This window comes from Mycobacterium gordonae (genome assembly GCF_017086405.1).
Lineage (GTDB): Bacteria > Actinomycetota > Actinomycetes > Mycobacteriales > Mycobacteriaceae > Mycobacterium > Mycobacterium gordonae_D.
In genome coordinates this window covers 49357-64179 of record NZ_CP070974.1, presented here as the reverse complement: position 1 = coordinate 64179, position 14823 = coordinate 49357, and the positions used below count along the sequence as shown (strand labels likewise).

At 63.2% G+C, this 14823-nt stretch carries 13 protein-coding genes and 2 pseudogenes; 6 read left to right on the top strand and 9 right to left on the bottom strand.

The window, feature by feature from the left end; translation table 11 throughout:
* Nucleotides 1–24: 24 nt before the first annotated feature.
* Nucleotides 25–1368 carry a 5-methylcytosine restriction system specificity protein McrC gene (locus tag JX552_RS30965; protein ID WP_205878900.1) on the bottom strand — a complete coding sequence of 448 codons (1344 nt, stop codon included), beginning with the start codon at nt 1366–1368 and terminating at the stop codon, nt 25–27.
* Nucleotides 1365–3212 (bottom strand): AAA family ATPase, encoded by a 1848-nt coding sequence (locus JX552_RS30960; protein WP_205878899.1) that lies wholly within the window; start codon nt 3210–3212, stop codon nt 1365–1367. The genes JX552_RS30965 and JX552_RS30960 overlap by 4 nt, the downstream gene beginning before the upstream one ends.
* 253 nt (nt 3213–3465) lie before the next feature.
* On the opposite strand from JX552_RS30960, the gene JX552_RS30955 reads away from it, so the two are divergent.
* Nucleotides 3466–3828, top strand: coding sequence for a hypothetical protein (locus JX552_RS30955; RefSeq protein ID WP_156452379.1), 363 nt, complete (start codon nt 3466–3468; stop codon nt 3826–3828).
* 321 nt (nt 3829–4149) lie between these two features.
* On the opposite strand, the gene JX552_RS33615 is transcribed toward JX552_RS30955, so the two are convergent.
* Complete coding sequence (locus JX552_RS33615) at nt 4150–6441, bottom strand: PE family protein (RefSeq protein ID WP_277396107.1); 2292 nt, start codon at nt 6439–6441, stop codon at nt 4150–4152.
* Between the two features lie 890 nt (nt 6442–7331).
* Between JX552_RS33615 and JX552_RS30945 the strand changes: the two genes are divergently transcribed.
* Together JX552_RS30945 and JX552_RS30940 are read left to right on the top strand one after the other, a co-directional pair.
* Nucleotides 7332–7871, top strand: a complete 540-nt coding sequence (locus tag JX552_RS30945; protein ID WP_205878898.1) for a hypothetical protein — start codon at nt 7332–7334, stop codon at nt 7869–7871.
* Nucleotides 7868–8401, top strand: coding sequence for a hypothetical protein (locus tag JX552_RS30940; protein WP_205878897.1), 534 nt, complete (start codon nt 7868–7870; stop codon nt 8399–8401). The genes JX552_RS30945 and JX552_RS30940 overlap by 4 nt, the downstream gene beginning before the upstream one ends.
* 106 nt (nt 8402–8507) lie before the next feature.
* On the opposite strand, the pseudogene JX552_RS30935 reads toward JX552_RS30940, so the two are convergent.
* Nucleotides 8508–9205, bottom strand: a pseudogene (locus JX552_RS30935) (IS3 family transposase); the annotation flags it as partial.
* Between JX552_RS30935 and JX552_RS34370 the strand changes: the two are divergent.
* Both JX552_RS34370 and JX552_RS30925 read left to right on the top strand, forming a co-directional pair.
* A complete protein-coding gene (locus tag JX552_RS34370; protein WP_431196033.1) occupies nt 9176–9985 on the top strand; it encodes a DUF732 domain-containing protein in 810 nt (269 codons plus the stop codon). The pseudogene JX552_RS30935 and the gene JX552_RS34370 overlap by 30 nt on opposite strands.
* Nucleotides 9986–10137: 152 nt before the next feature.
* Nucleotides 10138–10440, top strand: coding sequence for a hypothetical protein (locus JX552_RS30925; RefSeq protein WP_205878895.1), 303 nt, complete (start codon nt 10138–10140; stop codon nt 10438–10440).
* A gap of 101 nt (nt 10441–10541) precedes the next feature.
* Here the strand turns inward: JX552_RS30925 and JX552_RS30920 are convergent, their stop codons facing one another.
* From JX552_RS30920 to JX552_RS30910, 3 genes are all read right to left on the bottom strand, one after another.
* Nucleotides 10542–11180, bottom strand: a complete 639-nt coding sequence (locus tag JX552_RS30920; protein WP_205878894.1) for a Fic/DOC family protein — start codon at nt 11178–11180, stop codon at nt 10542–10544.
* Between the two features lie 10 nt (nt 11181–11190).
* On the bottom strand, nt 11191–11373 hold the full coding sequence (locus JX552_RS30915) for an antitoxin VbhA family protein (protein WP_205878893.1): 183 nt from the start codon (nt 11371–11373) through the stop codon (nt 11191–11193).
* 184 nt (nt 11374–11557) lie between these two features.
* On the bottom strand, nt 11558–11767 hold the full coding sequence (locus JX552_RS30910) for a hypothetical protein (RefSeq protein WP_156452401.1): 210 nt from the start codon (nt 11765–11767) through the stop codon (nt 11558–11560).
* Nucleotides 11768–11984: 217 nt separating this feature from the next.
* Here JX552_RS30910 and JX552_RS30905 point away from each other — a divergent pair, with 217 nt between their 5' ends.
* On the top strand, nt 11985–12413 hold the full coding sequence (locus JX552_RS30905) for a hypothetical protein (protein ID WP_205878892.1): 429 nt from the start codon (nt 11985–11987) through the stop codon (nt 12411–12413).
* A gap of 45 nt (nt 12414–12458) precedes the next feature.
* On the opposite strand, the gene JX552_RS30900 is transcribed toward JX552_RS30905, so the two are convergent.
* Nucleotides 12459–13292 (bottom strand): ParB/RepB/Spo0J family partition protein, encoded by an 834-nt coding sequence (locus JX552_RS30900; RefSeq protein WP_205878891.1) that lies wholly within the window; start codon nt 13290–13292, stop codon nt 12459–12461.
* A gap of 4 nt (nt 13293–13296) precedes the next feature.
* Nucleotides 13297–14004 (bottom strand): annotated as a pseudogene (locus tag JX552_RS30895) (nucleotide-binding protein); the annotation flags it as partial.
* Nucleotides 14005–14823: the final 819 nt, after the last annotated feature.

The following is a 14823-nucleotide window of genomic DNA, read 5'->3' as shown; positions in this document are numbered from 1 at the left end:
CGGCCCTCGCACTTCCGTTGAGGTCTACCACGAACCCACACGTGTTGGTACTCCCACCGGTGTCTGGTCGTCGCGCGCCGACAGGCGGCCGGCGGCGACAGCTGATAGCGCTTGGGCAGCGTGTTCTGCGACTACAGGGATGCGCTCGAACCGTGCGGTTTGCCCAGCGGTCGTCACCCAGGGCCCAGCCGAGTGGGCCAAGGCGTCATCCTGGTCGTGGGCCGGGTAGGCCAGCACACCAAGCTCGGCGTCGTGTCCGGCGAGGTAAGCAGCGAGCTGGTAGAGATCGCCCCGGTCGACGCCGCTCGGGTTACCCGACCACGAGCGCAGCCGCTTGTACTTGGCGTCGATGACTGCACATACTCGCCCACCAGAGTCATGCACCACGATGTCGGGTTTGAGCCGCCCCATGTGAATTTCGGGCTTGGCGTGCGACCGCAACAAGTGCATTCCTTGTTGTTCTGCCGTGCCGTGAGCCACGCGGGTAGCGCCAAAGGCACGTCGCGCAGCGTGTAGCAGGAACAGCTCCCAGAGTTCAGCCACGTCGATCAGGACGCCGGATAGGTCAGCGGCGCTCGCCGACGTCAAATATCCTCGCCGCTTTGCAATTTCGTACGACAGGTGCGCGACGCCTTCGAACCGTCGGCTGATGGGGGTATATCGCACGCGGCGCAACGCCGCGGAGGTCGGTAGGTCAGGTAGAGCGCCGACCACACCGCGCAGCTGCGCCAAGACGCTACCCGTCGTGGCCGGCCGCCAGGTCGGTTTGAACGGCTGCAACGACCGCAGCGCTCGATCTGCCAGAACGATCACCCGTGCGACCGGGTTGTCGAGATCGCGGTCATGGCGCACGGTCGTCACGAGGGGACTGCCCGCTCTGCGATGCTTTGACGTGCCAGCGACATCGAGGCGGCCCCGCACAAATAGTTCGTCGTGGCGGGTGAGTCGACGCAATCGGGGTGTGCCGTGCCGAGCAGCGTCGGCCACTGCCGCTGACCACACTCGGTCGATCACTTCCACGATAAGCGGCGCCCGCGTCCCGGACGTTGCTGAACGGGGCACCACTGTGACATTGAGCGCCAGGGCGAGCCAAGCACCGATCACTTCGATGCCCAGGCGCGGTTCGATGCGGATCTCTCGGTCTTCGAATCGCAACTCGCCGATATAGCGCCCCGCCCACCAATTTCCGTCAGAGCCGCGGCTGAGTGCGGCCTCGTCCTCGTCATCGACACGCGTCCCACGCCCGGCGAGCCGCAGGACGTGATCCTGCTCGCGTAGGCGAGTGGCTAGACGTGCCAGCCATGCATCTTCGGAGGGATTCGCTGCGGTCCGCAGTGAGAGGTCCTGGAAGATGACCGGTTCACTCACGGGAGGGTTCCGCTGAACAGCACCGCTTTCAACCGCGCACGCTCACTGGCAGCGACATCCGCCTCGAGTCCACCGAGATACTGCATCAACAGCGGTTCCAATGAGTAGGTCCACAGATCGTTCAGACCGGGCCGCGGCTTTCCATTCGTGGCCCATAAAACCCCTCCTCCTGAGAGGGTTTTGCGACCGCGCAGCCAGTTGCCGACGAAAAATGATGCGTCGAAGTAGTACGTGTGGCCGAGCTCGTACTGCGATCCGAGGTGCGGCGAGGCCGATATGGCCTGGTTAAGCAACCCCGCTCGTTCAGCGAGGAGAGTCATGTCGTCGACTGCCCGATCCCAGCCCCACTTTGTGGGTGAGTGTTTGCGCCAGCGGTTCGCGTTGACCGCAATGATTGCTGATGCATCGAATTCTGCTGGGCGCCAGAAGAATCGACGCCGTAACGCGAAGTCGAGCTCCTCGACGGACTGGTCGATCAGGTTCATCGTGCCGATCACGAACAGGTTGGACGGCAGCGCCAGCGTCGCTACCTGATCGTCTCCGTTGTCGCTGTTGACACCGGGAAGGATCGCAACTGAGTCGCGATTCTCCAGCAGGCTGAATGCTTCACCGAACATCCGGCTCAGGTCGGTGCGGTTGATCTCATCGAGAACAAGAACCACTGGCAACCGGTCCTTCGCAGGAACAGCATTGATCGCCTTGACCAACAACGGCAGGTAGCCGGGAACGTAGGTTGTACTGCCGTCCGGTGTCAGACGCAGCCCCCGGATGAACTCCTCATAGCCGTAACCGGGATGCAGTTGTAGCCAGTGCACATTCGCCGCAATATAGCCGTCAAGTGCTGCTTGTTCGGTGAAAAACCTTGCTGCACCCCACTTTTCCAAGGCTGCCCGCCGAATGATCTGTTCAGCCAGTTGACGTGTCCGGTGTGTCTTGCCCGTGCCGGGAGCACCGAAGACGACGAGCTGCTTCTTGTACGCCAGAAGGTCAATGTCGCTGGCACCTTCAGACTGAGTCGAACCGGGATCCCAGATCGATTGCAGCGGCGGCCGATAAAAGTCGAACATCGAATCGCCGCCACTGGGCTGGGCACCCGTGGCCGCCAATCGCTGCCGAATCTCATACAGCCGCTCATCAACATCGTCGGAGACAGCGTCACCAGTCAAGAATTCGTTGGCGAACGCATCGACAATCACGCGCTTATGGGTGCGACTGGATATTCGCTCGAACTCGTCGGGAAACAACAGGTGCAGCAGGATGTGTCGCATTTCGCGTACTGCGATCCCCGCGCTCGCAGCGTCAGCGAAGTCACGCATCCGCCACGGGTCTGTCAGGAGCTGCTGCTGCTCGTGCGGTTCGCCGATGGCTTTGAAGCGCAGACAGAAATCGATCAGGTAGCCGATCTGGCGGTCGCGGGTGAGGTTGTAGCCCGGTCCGGGATTGCCGATGCCCTCGCTCATCGCCTCCGAGATCTTCTGCCACCCTGGCGGCAGCTCCTCACCCAGCGGCGCAACTATCGACTTGAGCATGGCGCGCTTTGCCGGGGTGCCGATGGCTTCGCGCACGAACAGCAAATAGATGGCGACGAGTTCAACGACCAGCCAACGGATTTCTTCATCAGCGGTTTCCAGTTGCAGCGCCAACTTCTGACCGAAGCTCTGATCAGCACCCTGCAGCGGGTTCTCAATCAAGCGCTCCCGGAAGTCCTGCAGGTTCTCGATTGTCCAAACGCTGCGATCGGGAAAGATCAGCGACCCCGATTCCAGGAGGCACGCGTTTTTCCACTCATCGATCAGGGCATCGGTTTTGACGCGACTGAACCCCGAACCGATAAACCGCGCCACAGCCTGAAGTGTAATCGCGCCGCCCGACTCCGAGATCCGATGATCGGCCCTGGCGCTGGGCATTGCGACGCGCTACGTGCGCCCGCACATGAGCTGCACCGGCGGCTTGGGGTCGGCGCGCGCGAGCGCAGTGCGCCGGGGCCGGCTTCTGGTCATCCTGGCGCCTTTCGTCGGATTGCTTGCTGCCACAAATTGACTCGTGTAGGCACGAGTTGACAGACACCACAGACGATGCGAAGGAAAGTACGCGTTGGTGACATACCGGTTATACGAGGATCACGGAGCAGTTGCCACATGCCCGGCATTCGCGGAGTCCGATGATTTCGACGCCCTGCGGTTGTGGGCAGTCACTAACAACGATTGGAAGGGCACGCGGAAGGTCGCGGTGATTGCTTCCGACGAGGGTCGCTTCTGGCTGATACGCCGAGACGGCTCGGTGTTGCGTGAAGTCAGCCATGAGCGCGGAATCACGGGAGGTCGTTCTCAGGCGGAGAAGCTCGCGCAAAGACTTGATGGCACTAAGCCCTTCACTCCCAAAGGCGCCGCAGACCTGAACTACGAATTGCCCTCCCTGAAGCGGTACCAGCACAAGACGATCCGCGTGCCCAAGACGTGACACGAACCACCGCTTCTCTGTACGAGCGAGGGTTCGCATCATTCCGCGACACTGGTCTGGATTTGATGGCTTGGGTGGCGGCTGACCAACGAGTCCGAGGGGAAGGGTCGGGGGGCAAACCTTTCGCCCGCGCCGGAAACGAAGCCTCGGCATTCGTGATGCGTTCGGCGGCCGGCACGTCGTCGGCCTCGGCGCTGGCGGCTCGCCGAGCACCGTTCCCTCCCTCTATCGCGTTGCGCGAGTGCGCATGGTGCCGTTTCTATATGCGATGGCACCCGTCCGATTTGCTGGATCGGCCACGTGGCTGGGTGCCGATAGTCGTCAGGGGACTGTCGATGCTGTCCCGTCAGCGCCGGGCAGCCCATCTGGTGCGCCGATGCCGCGGGTACCGCCCTTACCGGCAGTGGCATTGAGCAGGTCAAGGGCAGCGGCGTTGCCGCCGTCGCCACCATCGCCGCCTCTGCCGGTCGCGCCGTTGCCGCCGTTGCCGCCGTCGCCACCGACACCCTTTCCCCCTCCGAAGGCAGTCCCCGTACCGCCGGACCCTCCGTTGCTGCCTGTCAGGCCATCGACACCCGCGCCGCCTGCGCCCCCGTGGGCGTTGCCGGTGCCTGCGGTGATTGCGTCACCCCCGTTGCCGCCGATATTGGTGCCCGTACCGCCCGCACCGCCGATGGCGTTGCCGGGACCGCCGGAGGTGAATGATCCGTCCGTAGCGACGTAGGCATTCCCTCCGTTGCCGCCATTGCCAGCGCTGAAAACGGTGGTGCCGTTACCGCCGGTCCCACCGGTGGCGTTGCCCGTTCCGAAGTTGCGTGCCTCACCGCCGGCGCCCGCGACTCTAGCGTTGCCGCCGTTGCCGCCGGTCGCGTCACCAGCACCGGCGGCGTACCCGCTGCCACCCTTCCCGCCGTTAAAGGAGCCGCTGCCGCCGCTTCCTCCGATGGCGTTGCCCGGACCACCAGAGGTCATTGAGCTGTCTTTAGCGACGAACGCATTTCCGCCATCACCGCCGCCCCTGCCGCCACCGTCACCGCCATTGCCACCCGTGGCATTACCGGTTCCGTAGTTATAGGCATCTCCGCCGTCCGCACCGCCAGTGGCGTTGCCGCCGCGGGCAGTTCCGCTGCCGTATGCGATGGCATCCCCCCCGTCGCCGTTAGCGAAATTGTTGCCGGTACCGCCGATCCCGCCAGTCGCGGTTCCCTGCCCAAAGGTCGAGCCGGTCCCGCCCATACCACCTGTGCCTCCGCCGGTACCGCCCTGGCCGCCGCCTGCGTTTCCACTGCCATGGGCGTAGGCGGCGCCGCCCTTGCCGCCGACACCCGAGTTCGCACCCCCGACGAGTTCGCCGTTACCCGACCCTCCCGTTCCACCTGATGCGTTCCCGCTTCCGTAGGTATAACCAGCCCCGCCGATACCACCGGTCTTCCCTAGTCCTCCGGCACCGCCAAGGGCGTCTCCGCTTCCGTAGGCGTAGGCGTCGCCCCCGATACCGCCGTAGCCGGGAATGCTCTGGCCGCTGCCAAGCCCGCCAGCTCCGCCGGCACCTCCGTAAGCTGTCCCGCCGCCCTGGGTCACCGCCGTGCCGCCAGCCCCTCCGACGCCGCCGATCACACCTCTGCCGCCGGCACCGCCATTGCCGGCGACAGCGTTGCCGGGTCCAGCCTCGAGGGCCGCACCTCCATCGCCTCCAGTGCCGCCGGTCAACCCCATGCCTCCATCGCCGCCCACACCGCCGGCACCGCTGGTGAACCCGTTGCCGCCGGCGTAACCATTGCCGCCAGTACCTCCGGTGCCACCAACACCGATGGGGCTCGCCCCACCCATTCCGCCGGCACCACCGGCGCCACCGGCCCCGGTGGCCCCCACTTGACCGAACGGAGAACCAAGCCCGCCGCTGCCCCCTCTACCGCCGTCGCCGCCGTTTCCACCAGAACCGGCGCCCGCGCCGACATCGGCCACCCCCACGCCCCCGATGCCACCGGACCCGCCAACTCCCCCTGCCCCACCGCTACCGAGCAACCACCCGCCCTTGCCGCCGACACCCCCGGTCCCGCCGTCGCCGCCGCGCATACCTGACGCACCCGTCACGCCCGTGCCGCCCACTCCCCCGTTGCCACCATTGCCGAAAAGGCCGGCATCGCCACCGCGACCTCCCGCCTGACCAGGCGCCCCGGACCCGCCATTGCCGCCATTGCCCCACAGGATTCCACCCGCGCCGCCGTTGGCGCCCGAACCGGGTGCTCCGTTGACACCGTCGCCGATCAGCGGACGGCCTAACAGTGCGTTGGTCGGCGCGTTGATCACGTCGAGAAGGATCTGCTCGACGCTAGCGGCCTCGGCACCGGCGTACGCCGATGCGCTGCTGTTCAGCGTCTGCAGGAAACGTTCATGAAACGCTGCCGCGTCGTTAGACAACGACTGATATGCCTGGCCATGCCGAGAAAAAAGCGCGGCGACCGCCTCAGACACTTCATCAGCTGCCGCGGAAACCACCTGGGCGGTGGTGTTTGCGGCTGCTTGGTTTGCGGTGCTCAACGAGGAGCCGATTCTCGATACGTTGGCTGCCGCGGCAGCAAAGGAATCTGGGAATGCGTGAACATAAGACATTGAGTTCCCCCGAACTAGGCCGAGTCGGGTCAGACCACGAATCGGTCCCTTTTCCTGCGGCGTACGCCGCTTGAATGGCGTCGTTGGACACGCGCCCAACCGCGGAATCGTACCCGGCTATCAAACGCATGGGTGAAAGTTACTGCTATTACTAGAGAATTCAAACGTCGACGTCCACGTCAGCCGTGCTCATGCCTGCCACGAGACGCGCACGCGCGACTCTAAGCAGAGTTGGCGACCACCACGCCAAATTCCCAAGCTCTGATCATCGCTGGCGGTCCCCCTGAGAGGGACCCGTTTGGTGGTCCAGTCGCTATGCGACTTTCGGTTGATGGGTCGCGGCCCACTGTAGGGCAAACTCGGCTGGGGTGCGATCGCCATGGGCGGAGCGGGGCCGGTTGGCGTTGTAATCAGGCTCTTCATGATTGACGGTGTAGTTGAGGCCTGAATCCGCCGGCTTCGAGTAGTGATCTGGCGATGTAGTTGGGAGGTTGCGGAAGCAAAGAGCGGGCGCCGACACTGAGGGTGGTGATCAGTGCCTGTAGTCCCAGCTTTCTGCCTGTAGGTCAACAGGTCAGCGCCGGTGTGCAGGGTGCGCCGCGCCCGATAGAGCGGATCCTGTTTGCGGCCTCGGTGCCCGCAGGTGGCCAACTGGACCACGCAAATGCCGGCCGGAGGAGCTGCCGGTGCACGCCTGCGTCGTAGACCGCATTCCTATTTGAGGAGGTCTGACCGACCACAGCTCCTGGCACGTGTCCAGACACCCGTACGGCCACGGACCGGACGAAAACTCAGCATCCGACACGACCAACTAGCGACACGGTGGGACCCAGATCGTCGGTGCTCGGCAGTACCGTGAAGGTGGTTCGGCCGAAGTGGGAGTGCGATTGATGGGCGACGATCGTGGCGAGCCGCTGGGGCGGCGCGGCCGACGGCCGCACGACTACTTCGACAGTGTTCCCAACCACCTCGATACTCTTCCCGACTACAGAAGGCTGGCTCGCAAAATCGGACAGGAGATCGCCGCGACCCGACCGCCGAATGTCCTGCTGCACAACGGTCGCGTGTTCTGGAAGCTCACCGACGCCGACAGTGGAGCACTCGCCTGGCTCGCATTCACCCGTCCAGATGCGCGGTCGGCACTGGCCCGGCGCAAGGTGTGGACCCTGATCCCGCACCTGCAGGAATTCATCGCTAACTGGTTCGTGAGCGTCGACCACGAGTTGACCGATCAGAGCCGGTGGATACATACAAATATCGACGTCTATGAGGCACGCGAACTTGGGCTGCTGGTGCCGCGGCCGAAAGCCGAAGACATCAAGCGGATCACCCGACCCGAAGCAATGCTTACCCTCGACGACATCGACCGGCACAAAGTGACGACCGTACTGGGCAAGGGAACTGCTCAAGCGATGAAGGCTCGGCGATGACTCGTCTGAAGAAAAAGAAATTCCTGGCCTGGGCGTACGACGACCTACTCACGAACACGACCCGCGGAGTGCTGGCTGAGTACATCGTGGCGACGGCACTCGGGATTCACGACACGAAGCGCGTGGAATGGGTCCAGTACGACCTCGACATAGACGGTGTCGGGGTAGAAGTGAAGTCGGCTGCCTACGTGCAAACGTGGGAGCAGGCCCAGATTTCAGAGATCACGTTCAGCATCCGCCCCGCAAAGGGCTGGGACGCCCGCACCAACACCTCTGCGGCCAGTGCGAAGCGAAGCGCCGATGTATACGTCTTCTGTCTGCTCGAGGGTCAGGACCGCAAACGTATCGACCCGCTCGACGTCGCGCAATGGACGTTCTATGTGCTGGCCACGAACGAGCTCGACCGACAAGTTCCGACGCAGAAGACGATTCGGCTCGGACCGCTGAAAGCTCTCCGTCCGCGCCAGTGCACATACGACGAGCTCAAGGCCGCCGTTCATGAGGCAGCAGCGGTTAGTCGCGGCGCTTAGAGTGTCGTCCCCGCGCGGTTGCGTCATGCTGCCCCTGCGGCAAATAGTTAGGTCCCCTCAAAAGATGTCCGCAGGAAGTGAGAGGGACCCGTTTGGTGTCCAGTCGCTATGCAAGTTTCGGTTGATGGGTCGCGGCCCACTGTAGGGCAAACCCGGCTGGGGTGCGATCGCCATGGGCGGAGTGGGGCCGATTGGCGTTGTATCAGCTCGCCAGTCCTCGATAATGACGCGGGCTTCTAGCAGCGAATCAAAGCGCCACATGTTGAGCAGCTCGTCCCGCAGTAGGCCATTGAATGATTCAATCCAGGCGTTCTGCCACGGCGACCCCGGATCGATGAAAAGTGAACCGGCACAGTGGAATCGACACCAATCGGACACGGCGTGGGCGACGAACTCAGGCCCGTTGTCGAAACGCACATAGTGCGGCGCCCCGTGCGTGAGCGCCAGACGGTCCAGGACGTCGACGACACCGTCGGCGTCGATCGAGCGATCCACCTCGATGGCGAGTGCTTCGCGGGTGAACTCGTCGATGACGTTGAGCATCTTGAGGGTGCGCCCGTTGGCGGTGGTGTCGAACTGAAAGTCCATCCCCCAGATCACGTTCGGCCGGATTGGGGACATCGCGCCGACGGCGACCCCGATCCCGGTCAGCCGCTTCTTGCGGCGCCGCTGGGGCACCCGCAGGCCCTCCTCACGCCACAGCCGGCGGATGCGCTTGTTGTTGGCCTACCAGCCGGCTCGCCGCGCCATCTTCGCGGCCCGGCGCCACCCCCAGTGCGGCCGGTCGACCGAAAACCGGTGCAGCCGGCTGGGCCGCTGATCTCTACCAAAATCGCCGTCGCGCCGCGGAGGTCCGGCCAGTTACAGTGTGTATTGAGGCGTGCAACAGGGGGCCTGGTGAGAAAAGGTGCAATCTTTGCCGCTGCAGCCATATCTGCAGCTTCGGCTAATGCTCCGGCCGCGCATGCCGATCAATACGATTACGTGCACACCCTCGACAACAAAGGGATCTATTACAGGTCGATCTCGGACATAATCGATATCGGTAAACTGACGTGTTCGCGTCTGCGGGCGGGCTCTCCCGAGTCAGCGGGCGCACCAGCATTAGCCGCAGGTTATTCCGCCAACGAGGTCGCGATCATTGTCGTGGCTGCGACGACGAACATGTGTCCCGACCAAATTCCGACATTGCAGTCTTATATAAATGCCCCTCCACCTCAGCAATCGCCTCGAGCAAAGCCCAATCCCGAGGAAGGGGCCCTGAGTGTCAGCGTCCCAATGTCCCATCCCCCCTGCGACGGTACGGGCATTGTTGTATTTGGATCGGTAACCACCCCCGGTCAGTACGCACAAGGCGTCCAAAGGCTCCTCGACGCCAACCCCGGCGCGTCTTACTTGCGGACTGATCAGTCATGCCCGTCCCTACGCCAAACAACGGACGACGGGAACCCGATTTACGCGGTATACCGGACAGTCGGCAAGTCCCAGTCCGATGTATGCAGCGCTGTAGCCGCTGCAGGCAACAATGCCTACGGTAAATGGCTCGACAACAAGACAGATGAAAATTTCGTCATTCCGTGTTGACTAGGCCTATCCATGTTTGGTGGGAGTCCTGGACAATGCAGCGCCAACAGCGGTCGCCGCCGCGTGACCGTCCTCGGGTCGTTGCGAGTTGGCACCTGGTTGGCCAATCAATGGATCTCGAACAAGACCACGGGCTTTGGAGGTGCTGAGCAATGAAGGCGTTCATCCTCACGGTGGGGGTGGCGATACTCTCCATCGGCATCGGCGTCGGTACGCATCGGCTCTCAGCTGCTGAGTACGGGTCCACTGTTTCCTGCGGTACTGCCTACAGCCCACAGTCACGCGACGCCTACGCGCAAGACACGAAGAACGCGATGGTTGGGCCCCGTCGCACAGATCTAGAAAGCGCTTGCGAGAACATGTCTGCAACGTGGAAGGTTGTGGCATACGCGGTGACCGGCTTCGGTGCTGCAGTGTTGCTAGGCGGTCTTCTCGTCAGGACCTTTCGGGAGTGAGCTGCACCGCGAAGACGCGACCGCAGCGATCCGCGACGCTCGTCGCCGCGACGGCGTGGCCCAAAGCCATGGCGATAGCCTCTGTTTTGGGGGATGTTTTCTCAGAATTCGTATGCCGAATCAGTATCGATGATTTTCGCGAACAACGACGTTAACCCTCCAAGGTCGTAACTGGTTCGCGCGCGGTGGCATGCACCGTGCAACTCGGTCAGATCAGTCTTCTGCCAGTTGAGGCCCCGTCCGCTCTCGGAGAGCAGGAGGGCAAAGAACTCTCGAGTGCAGCGTCCATTGCCCTCTCGAAAAGGGTGAGCGAAGTTCGCATAGTCGTAGAGGTAGGCGACGGTTGACGCGAGGTCGGCCTCGGAAACGTCTTTCAGCTGGTGAAGCCGATGTACTTCGGCGGCGACGTAGGTCATCGGCTGGCCGACGTTACCTGGGGGACAGAACGACTCGCCTTCCTTCTCGATACCGACAGTCCGCACGTCACCGGCCCACTCGTATACGTCCTGGAAGAGCTGCCGGTGGATCGCGCAGAGGAACGTGAGGTCGTATGTGCGGTCACCGAGAAGGTCTGGGGCCTCGCGCAATTCGATAACGCGTGCTTCGACTAGATCGTTCTCCGCGTCTCGCAGCCTCTCATAACTCTGGGCGCCGACTCGGTTTCTTAAAATCCTGGTACTAGGGATGAAATAGCCTCGCCAGTTTCGTTCGAGATCGCCTGTGTCCCAAGGATGCGGCACTCCTGGCCAGTTATTTCAGGTTGTACCGACGCCGGACACGATCGCGCAGTTCGGCGGCGGTGATGGTGCCGCGTGCGTAGTCGACCTGGTCGGCGCGCGTGGCGTCAGTGCTTCGTGAACCTTCAAGCTCAGTGCTGCGCCGGATCGCGCGCACAGCCTTGACCCGGCGCTTGGCCTTCTGCAAATCGCTCACTTGGAACACCGCCTTCAGTGATGTTTCTTGAGGATAGTGGACACAGCCGACATCAGGTGGAAGGGCCCACGCGAGCCTGGGGCGCTGAAATGCCTATGTGCTTGCGAGTGCGGCGTGGCGCCGGCAATCGGCCCTTGCTCAGCCGATGTAAAGCCCGGGCGTGCGGTCGAGGTGCGCTGTTGCGCTAGGCGGTGAGGGCTTCCTCGGGTAGTGGTGTAGCCAGTAGGTCGGCGACGGTGGACTCGAACAGCGCTGCGACGTTGACACCACGCAGTTGCGCGAGTCGGGTCAGCCGTGCGTGTTCTTCTGGACGAAGGCGCAGGCCTACCATCTTCGTTCGCTGCCGGGTTTCGGTGCCCTTGCGCCGGGCCCGGTGTTCGGTTTGTGTTGTCACCACAGTTCCCCTCGACAACGCTGCGCTTACCTTCTCCCAGGCCTACCGGTGGGTCCCAGCGGCCGATGTTTTTAGTTTAGCCCATTGATGTCACTAATTTGCGACATGACAGGCACATCGAGTCGTCGATCCGCGCTAGAATGCCGCTAATTAGTAGCATTATGCACCTAATGCCGGCACGGGAGGAGGCAGGCTCTCCGCGGGCGGGTCGAGGTTGATGAGCGAGTTGAAGCAGGCGCCACCGGGTGTGGAGACCACACCGACGGGTCCGCACGTGTTGCTGCAAGAGGCAGCAGCACGTCTGGGTAAGGACCCGCGCACCGTGGTGCGGGCGATCAAGGCCGGCCAGTTGCGTGGTGGCGCGATTCCGCGTCCTGAGCGGCTGCGGTGGTACGTGTACACCGACGCACTTCCACCTCAGCCCACCCCCTCCCCCACCGCGGCCTCGAGCACGGAGCTCAGCGACTTGCGGGCGCAGCTGGTGACCCAGGTGGAGGTTAATAGGCTGTTGATCGCGGCGCAGCAGGAGATGTTGGCGGCCGAGAGCAGCGCTGACCGTTATCGGGCCGCGGCCCAACACTATTTGGACGCACTGGCGCAGTTCGTGACGCCTGGGCATCTGGGTGAATTGGCTGATCGCCTGTAATTGCGCGTCGCAGATGGGTTGAGTTGTACGACGAGGGGTGCTGTTTTACGCCTTGAGCAGATTCAGGAGCCGGTCGACGCCGTCCGTGCCGAGATATTCCCGCAGCGCGTCAGCTAGCAGATTGGGTTGACTGTCGAACTTCGACAGTGCGGTGGTGATTGCGCGCGACCGGGATGGGGCTGGTGTGGGCGGGTCTCCGGTGGGTTTGTCGTTGGACTGCTGCTTGTCTTGAGCGGCGCGCCAGCGGGCGACTTGCTGTTCTAGAGGGACTCGGGCGAGTGAGCGGGCCTCGCGGATTGCCAGTTCGCCGCGTCGTAGGGCAGTTTGCAGTTCGGGGGCCAGTTTAAGTAGGGCGCGTCGTTGCGAGACCCAACCTTCGGTGCGGTGAAGGCGTTGGCCGGCGACGTCGGCCCGTCCGCACTCGGCGACGAGGGCCTCGACCGCGCGGGCTTCCTCGATGACGTCGAAGTCTTGCCTGTCAACGTTTTCGGTGATCGCGGCGGAGATGAGGGTGACGCGGTCACGGGCAATGGTGTCGTTAACGACAACGTCGAGGTCGGCGCGGCCGTATTTGTGTGCTGCGGCCAGCCGGCGGCAGCCGTTGACGACGACATAGCGGGTGGTGATCTCGTCGTCGGGGTACAGGGCCCGGTAGGCATTGGCAGTGACGACGACTGCGGGTTGCAGTTGCATATCGGCGATCGAAGCGAGGTCGGCGAGGTCACCGAGATCCTCCCGGGGATTCCGCGGATTAGGGGTCAGCTGCGCCAGCGGGGCGCTGCGTGCTGGCCCGGCCTCTGGCTGCTGGTCCACGGGTGAGTTGTCGCCGACATCGGCGGCCAGTGCCGCCAGGCTGGTTCGCTTGCCGCGGGCGGCCATTAGTCCCTCCCCCGATGTTGAGTTCCAGTGCGAAGCGGTAGAAGTCTTCACGCGCTTGCAGCGCGACGCGGTTGGTTGGGTATTCGGTGACGACCTGTCCGTCGGCGCTGGCTCGGGCGTGCAGTTTGTAGTGCCGGATGACAGTGTGGGCCAGGGGCCATTTGTTGAGTCGAACGAATTCCTTGGTTTCGTTTAGGTCGTGGACGCCGTCTCGAGGATCCCAGTTGTTGATCACGACGGTGTAGGGCAATCCGCGTGGTTTGACGACTTTGTTGATGGTGCGGGCTGTGGGATCGAAGGACAGAGGTTCGGTCTCGATCGGGATGATAACCCGGTCGGCGAGGTCCAGGACGGTGCGTAGCGCGTCGGCAGCGGGTCCGCGGCCGAGTGGATCACTGGTGGCAGCGCCGGCGTCGAGGTCGATCCAACCCGGGGTGTCGACATAGACGTGTTTGATGGTGGGCAGCTCTTTCAGCCGCGCCAGGCCAGCGAGGTCGTCGTGGGCTTGAACGATGTGGAATGGCAGATCGTCGATCCGCGACGCCCACCACACGGCAGAACCCTGCGGGTCTACTGAGATCGCGGCCACCGGAGATGTGGCGTCGGGGTCGTCGTGATCATTGCAGACGTCGGCGGTCACGGCAGCCAGGTTGACTGCGATGGTGCTCTTGCCGACGCCGCCTTTCTGATTGAGAACGACGTGCACAGCCATAGAAGGCCTTCCGTATGCTTCCCCCGCACGGCGGAGTACTTCGGATCGGATGGAGCTTGATGCTAGCGGGCGCCAACCTTCTTGCGCTGCGGTGACACACCGGCTGTGTCGTGGGTCTCATCAGCACCCCATGCCAGCAAACCGTTTGCTGCTTTACCGCGGTAAAGTACCCGAATTCGGCACCATGAGGGGCTATCGGCTCGTTTCGAAACTCGTTTCCGACGCTCGCGTTTTGCTAGATACCCGGATTTCACGGTAAGCGCGAGCACTTATGAGTCGTTGCATACTGCGTGCGCGAGTCTCCCAACCAGGATGCAACAACCTCACAGGCACAACTGTCACGCAATCAGCGCGTCGCGGAGCCGCCGCGTCACATACTCACCAGGCGATCGGATGACTCCGTGACACCAACACACCATCGTGGAATCATCGCATCAGCAGGTGACGATCGCCGGGCCACCTGGCGATCACGTCACCCGGTCGCGGCAGCACACCGTCACTCAATCACCAAGTCACCGGGTCACCTGGCGATCACGTCACCCGGTCGCGGCAGCACACCGTCACTCAATCACCAAGTCACCGGGTCACCTAACGATCACGTCACGAGATCGCCGCAACACACCGTCACCTGATCACCGAATCACCAGGAGATCGCGTGACGACGTGGCGGCAACACACCGTCACCTGATCACCGAATCACCAGGAGATCGCGTGACGACGTGGCGGCAACACAGTGTCACGGCGTCACCGAATCACTGCATCGCTGGAGCACCCGGTGATGATGTCACCTGATCGCGCCAACACGCCGTCACTGCATCG

Bases quoted from the DNA above. Each gene is read 5' to 3' on its own strand.
- JX552_RS30940 (WP_205878897.1), top strand. From the start codon at position 7,868: ATGACTCGTCTGAAGAAAAAGAAATTCCTGGCCTGGGCGTACGACGAC.
- JX552_RS30900 (WP_205878891.1), bottom strand. From the start codon at position 13,292: ATGGCCGCCCGCGGCAAGCGAACCAGCCTGGCGGCACTGGCCGCCGAT.
- JX552_RS30905 (WP_205878892.1), top strand. From the start codon at position 11,985: ATGAGCGAGTTGAAGCAGGCGCCACCGGGTGTGGAGACCACACCGACG.
- JX552_RS30945 (WP_205878898.1), top strand. From the start codon at position 7,332: ATGGGCGACGATCGTGGCGAGCCGCTGGGGCGGCGCGGCCGACGGCCG.
- JX552_RS33615 (WP_277396107.1), bottom strand. From the start codon at position 6,441: ATGTCTTATGTTCACGCATTCCCAGATTCCTTTGCTGCCGCGGCAGCC.
- JX552_RS30925 (WP_205878895.1), top strand. From the start codon at position 10,138: ATGAAGGCGTTCATCCTCACGGTGGGGGTGGCGATACTCTCCATCGGC.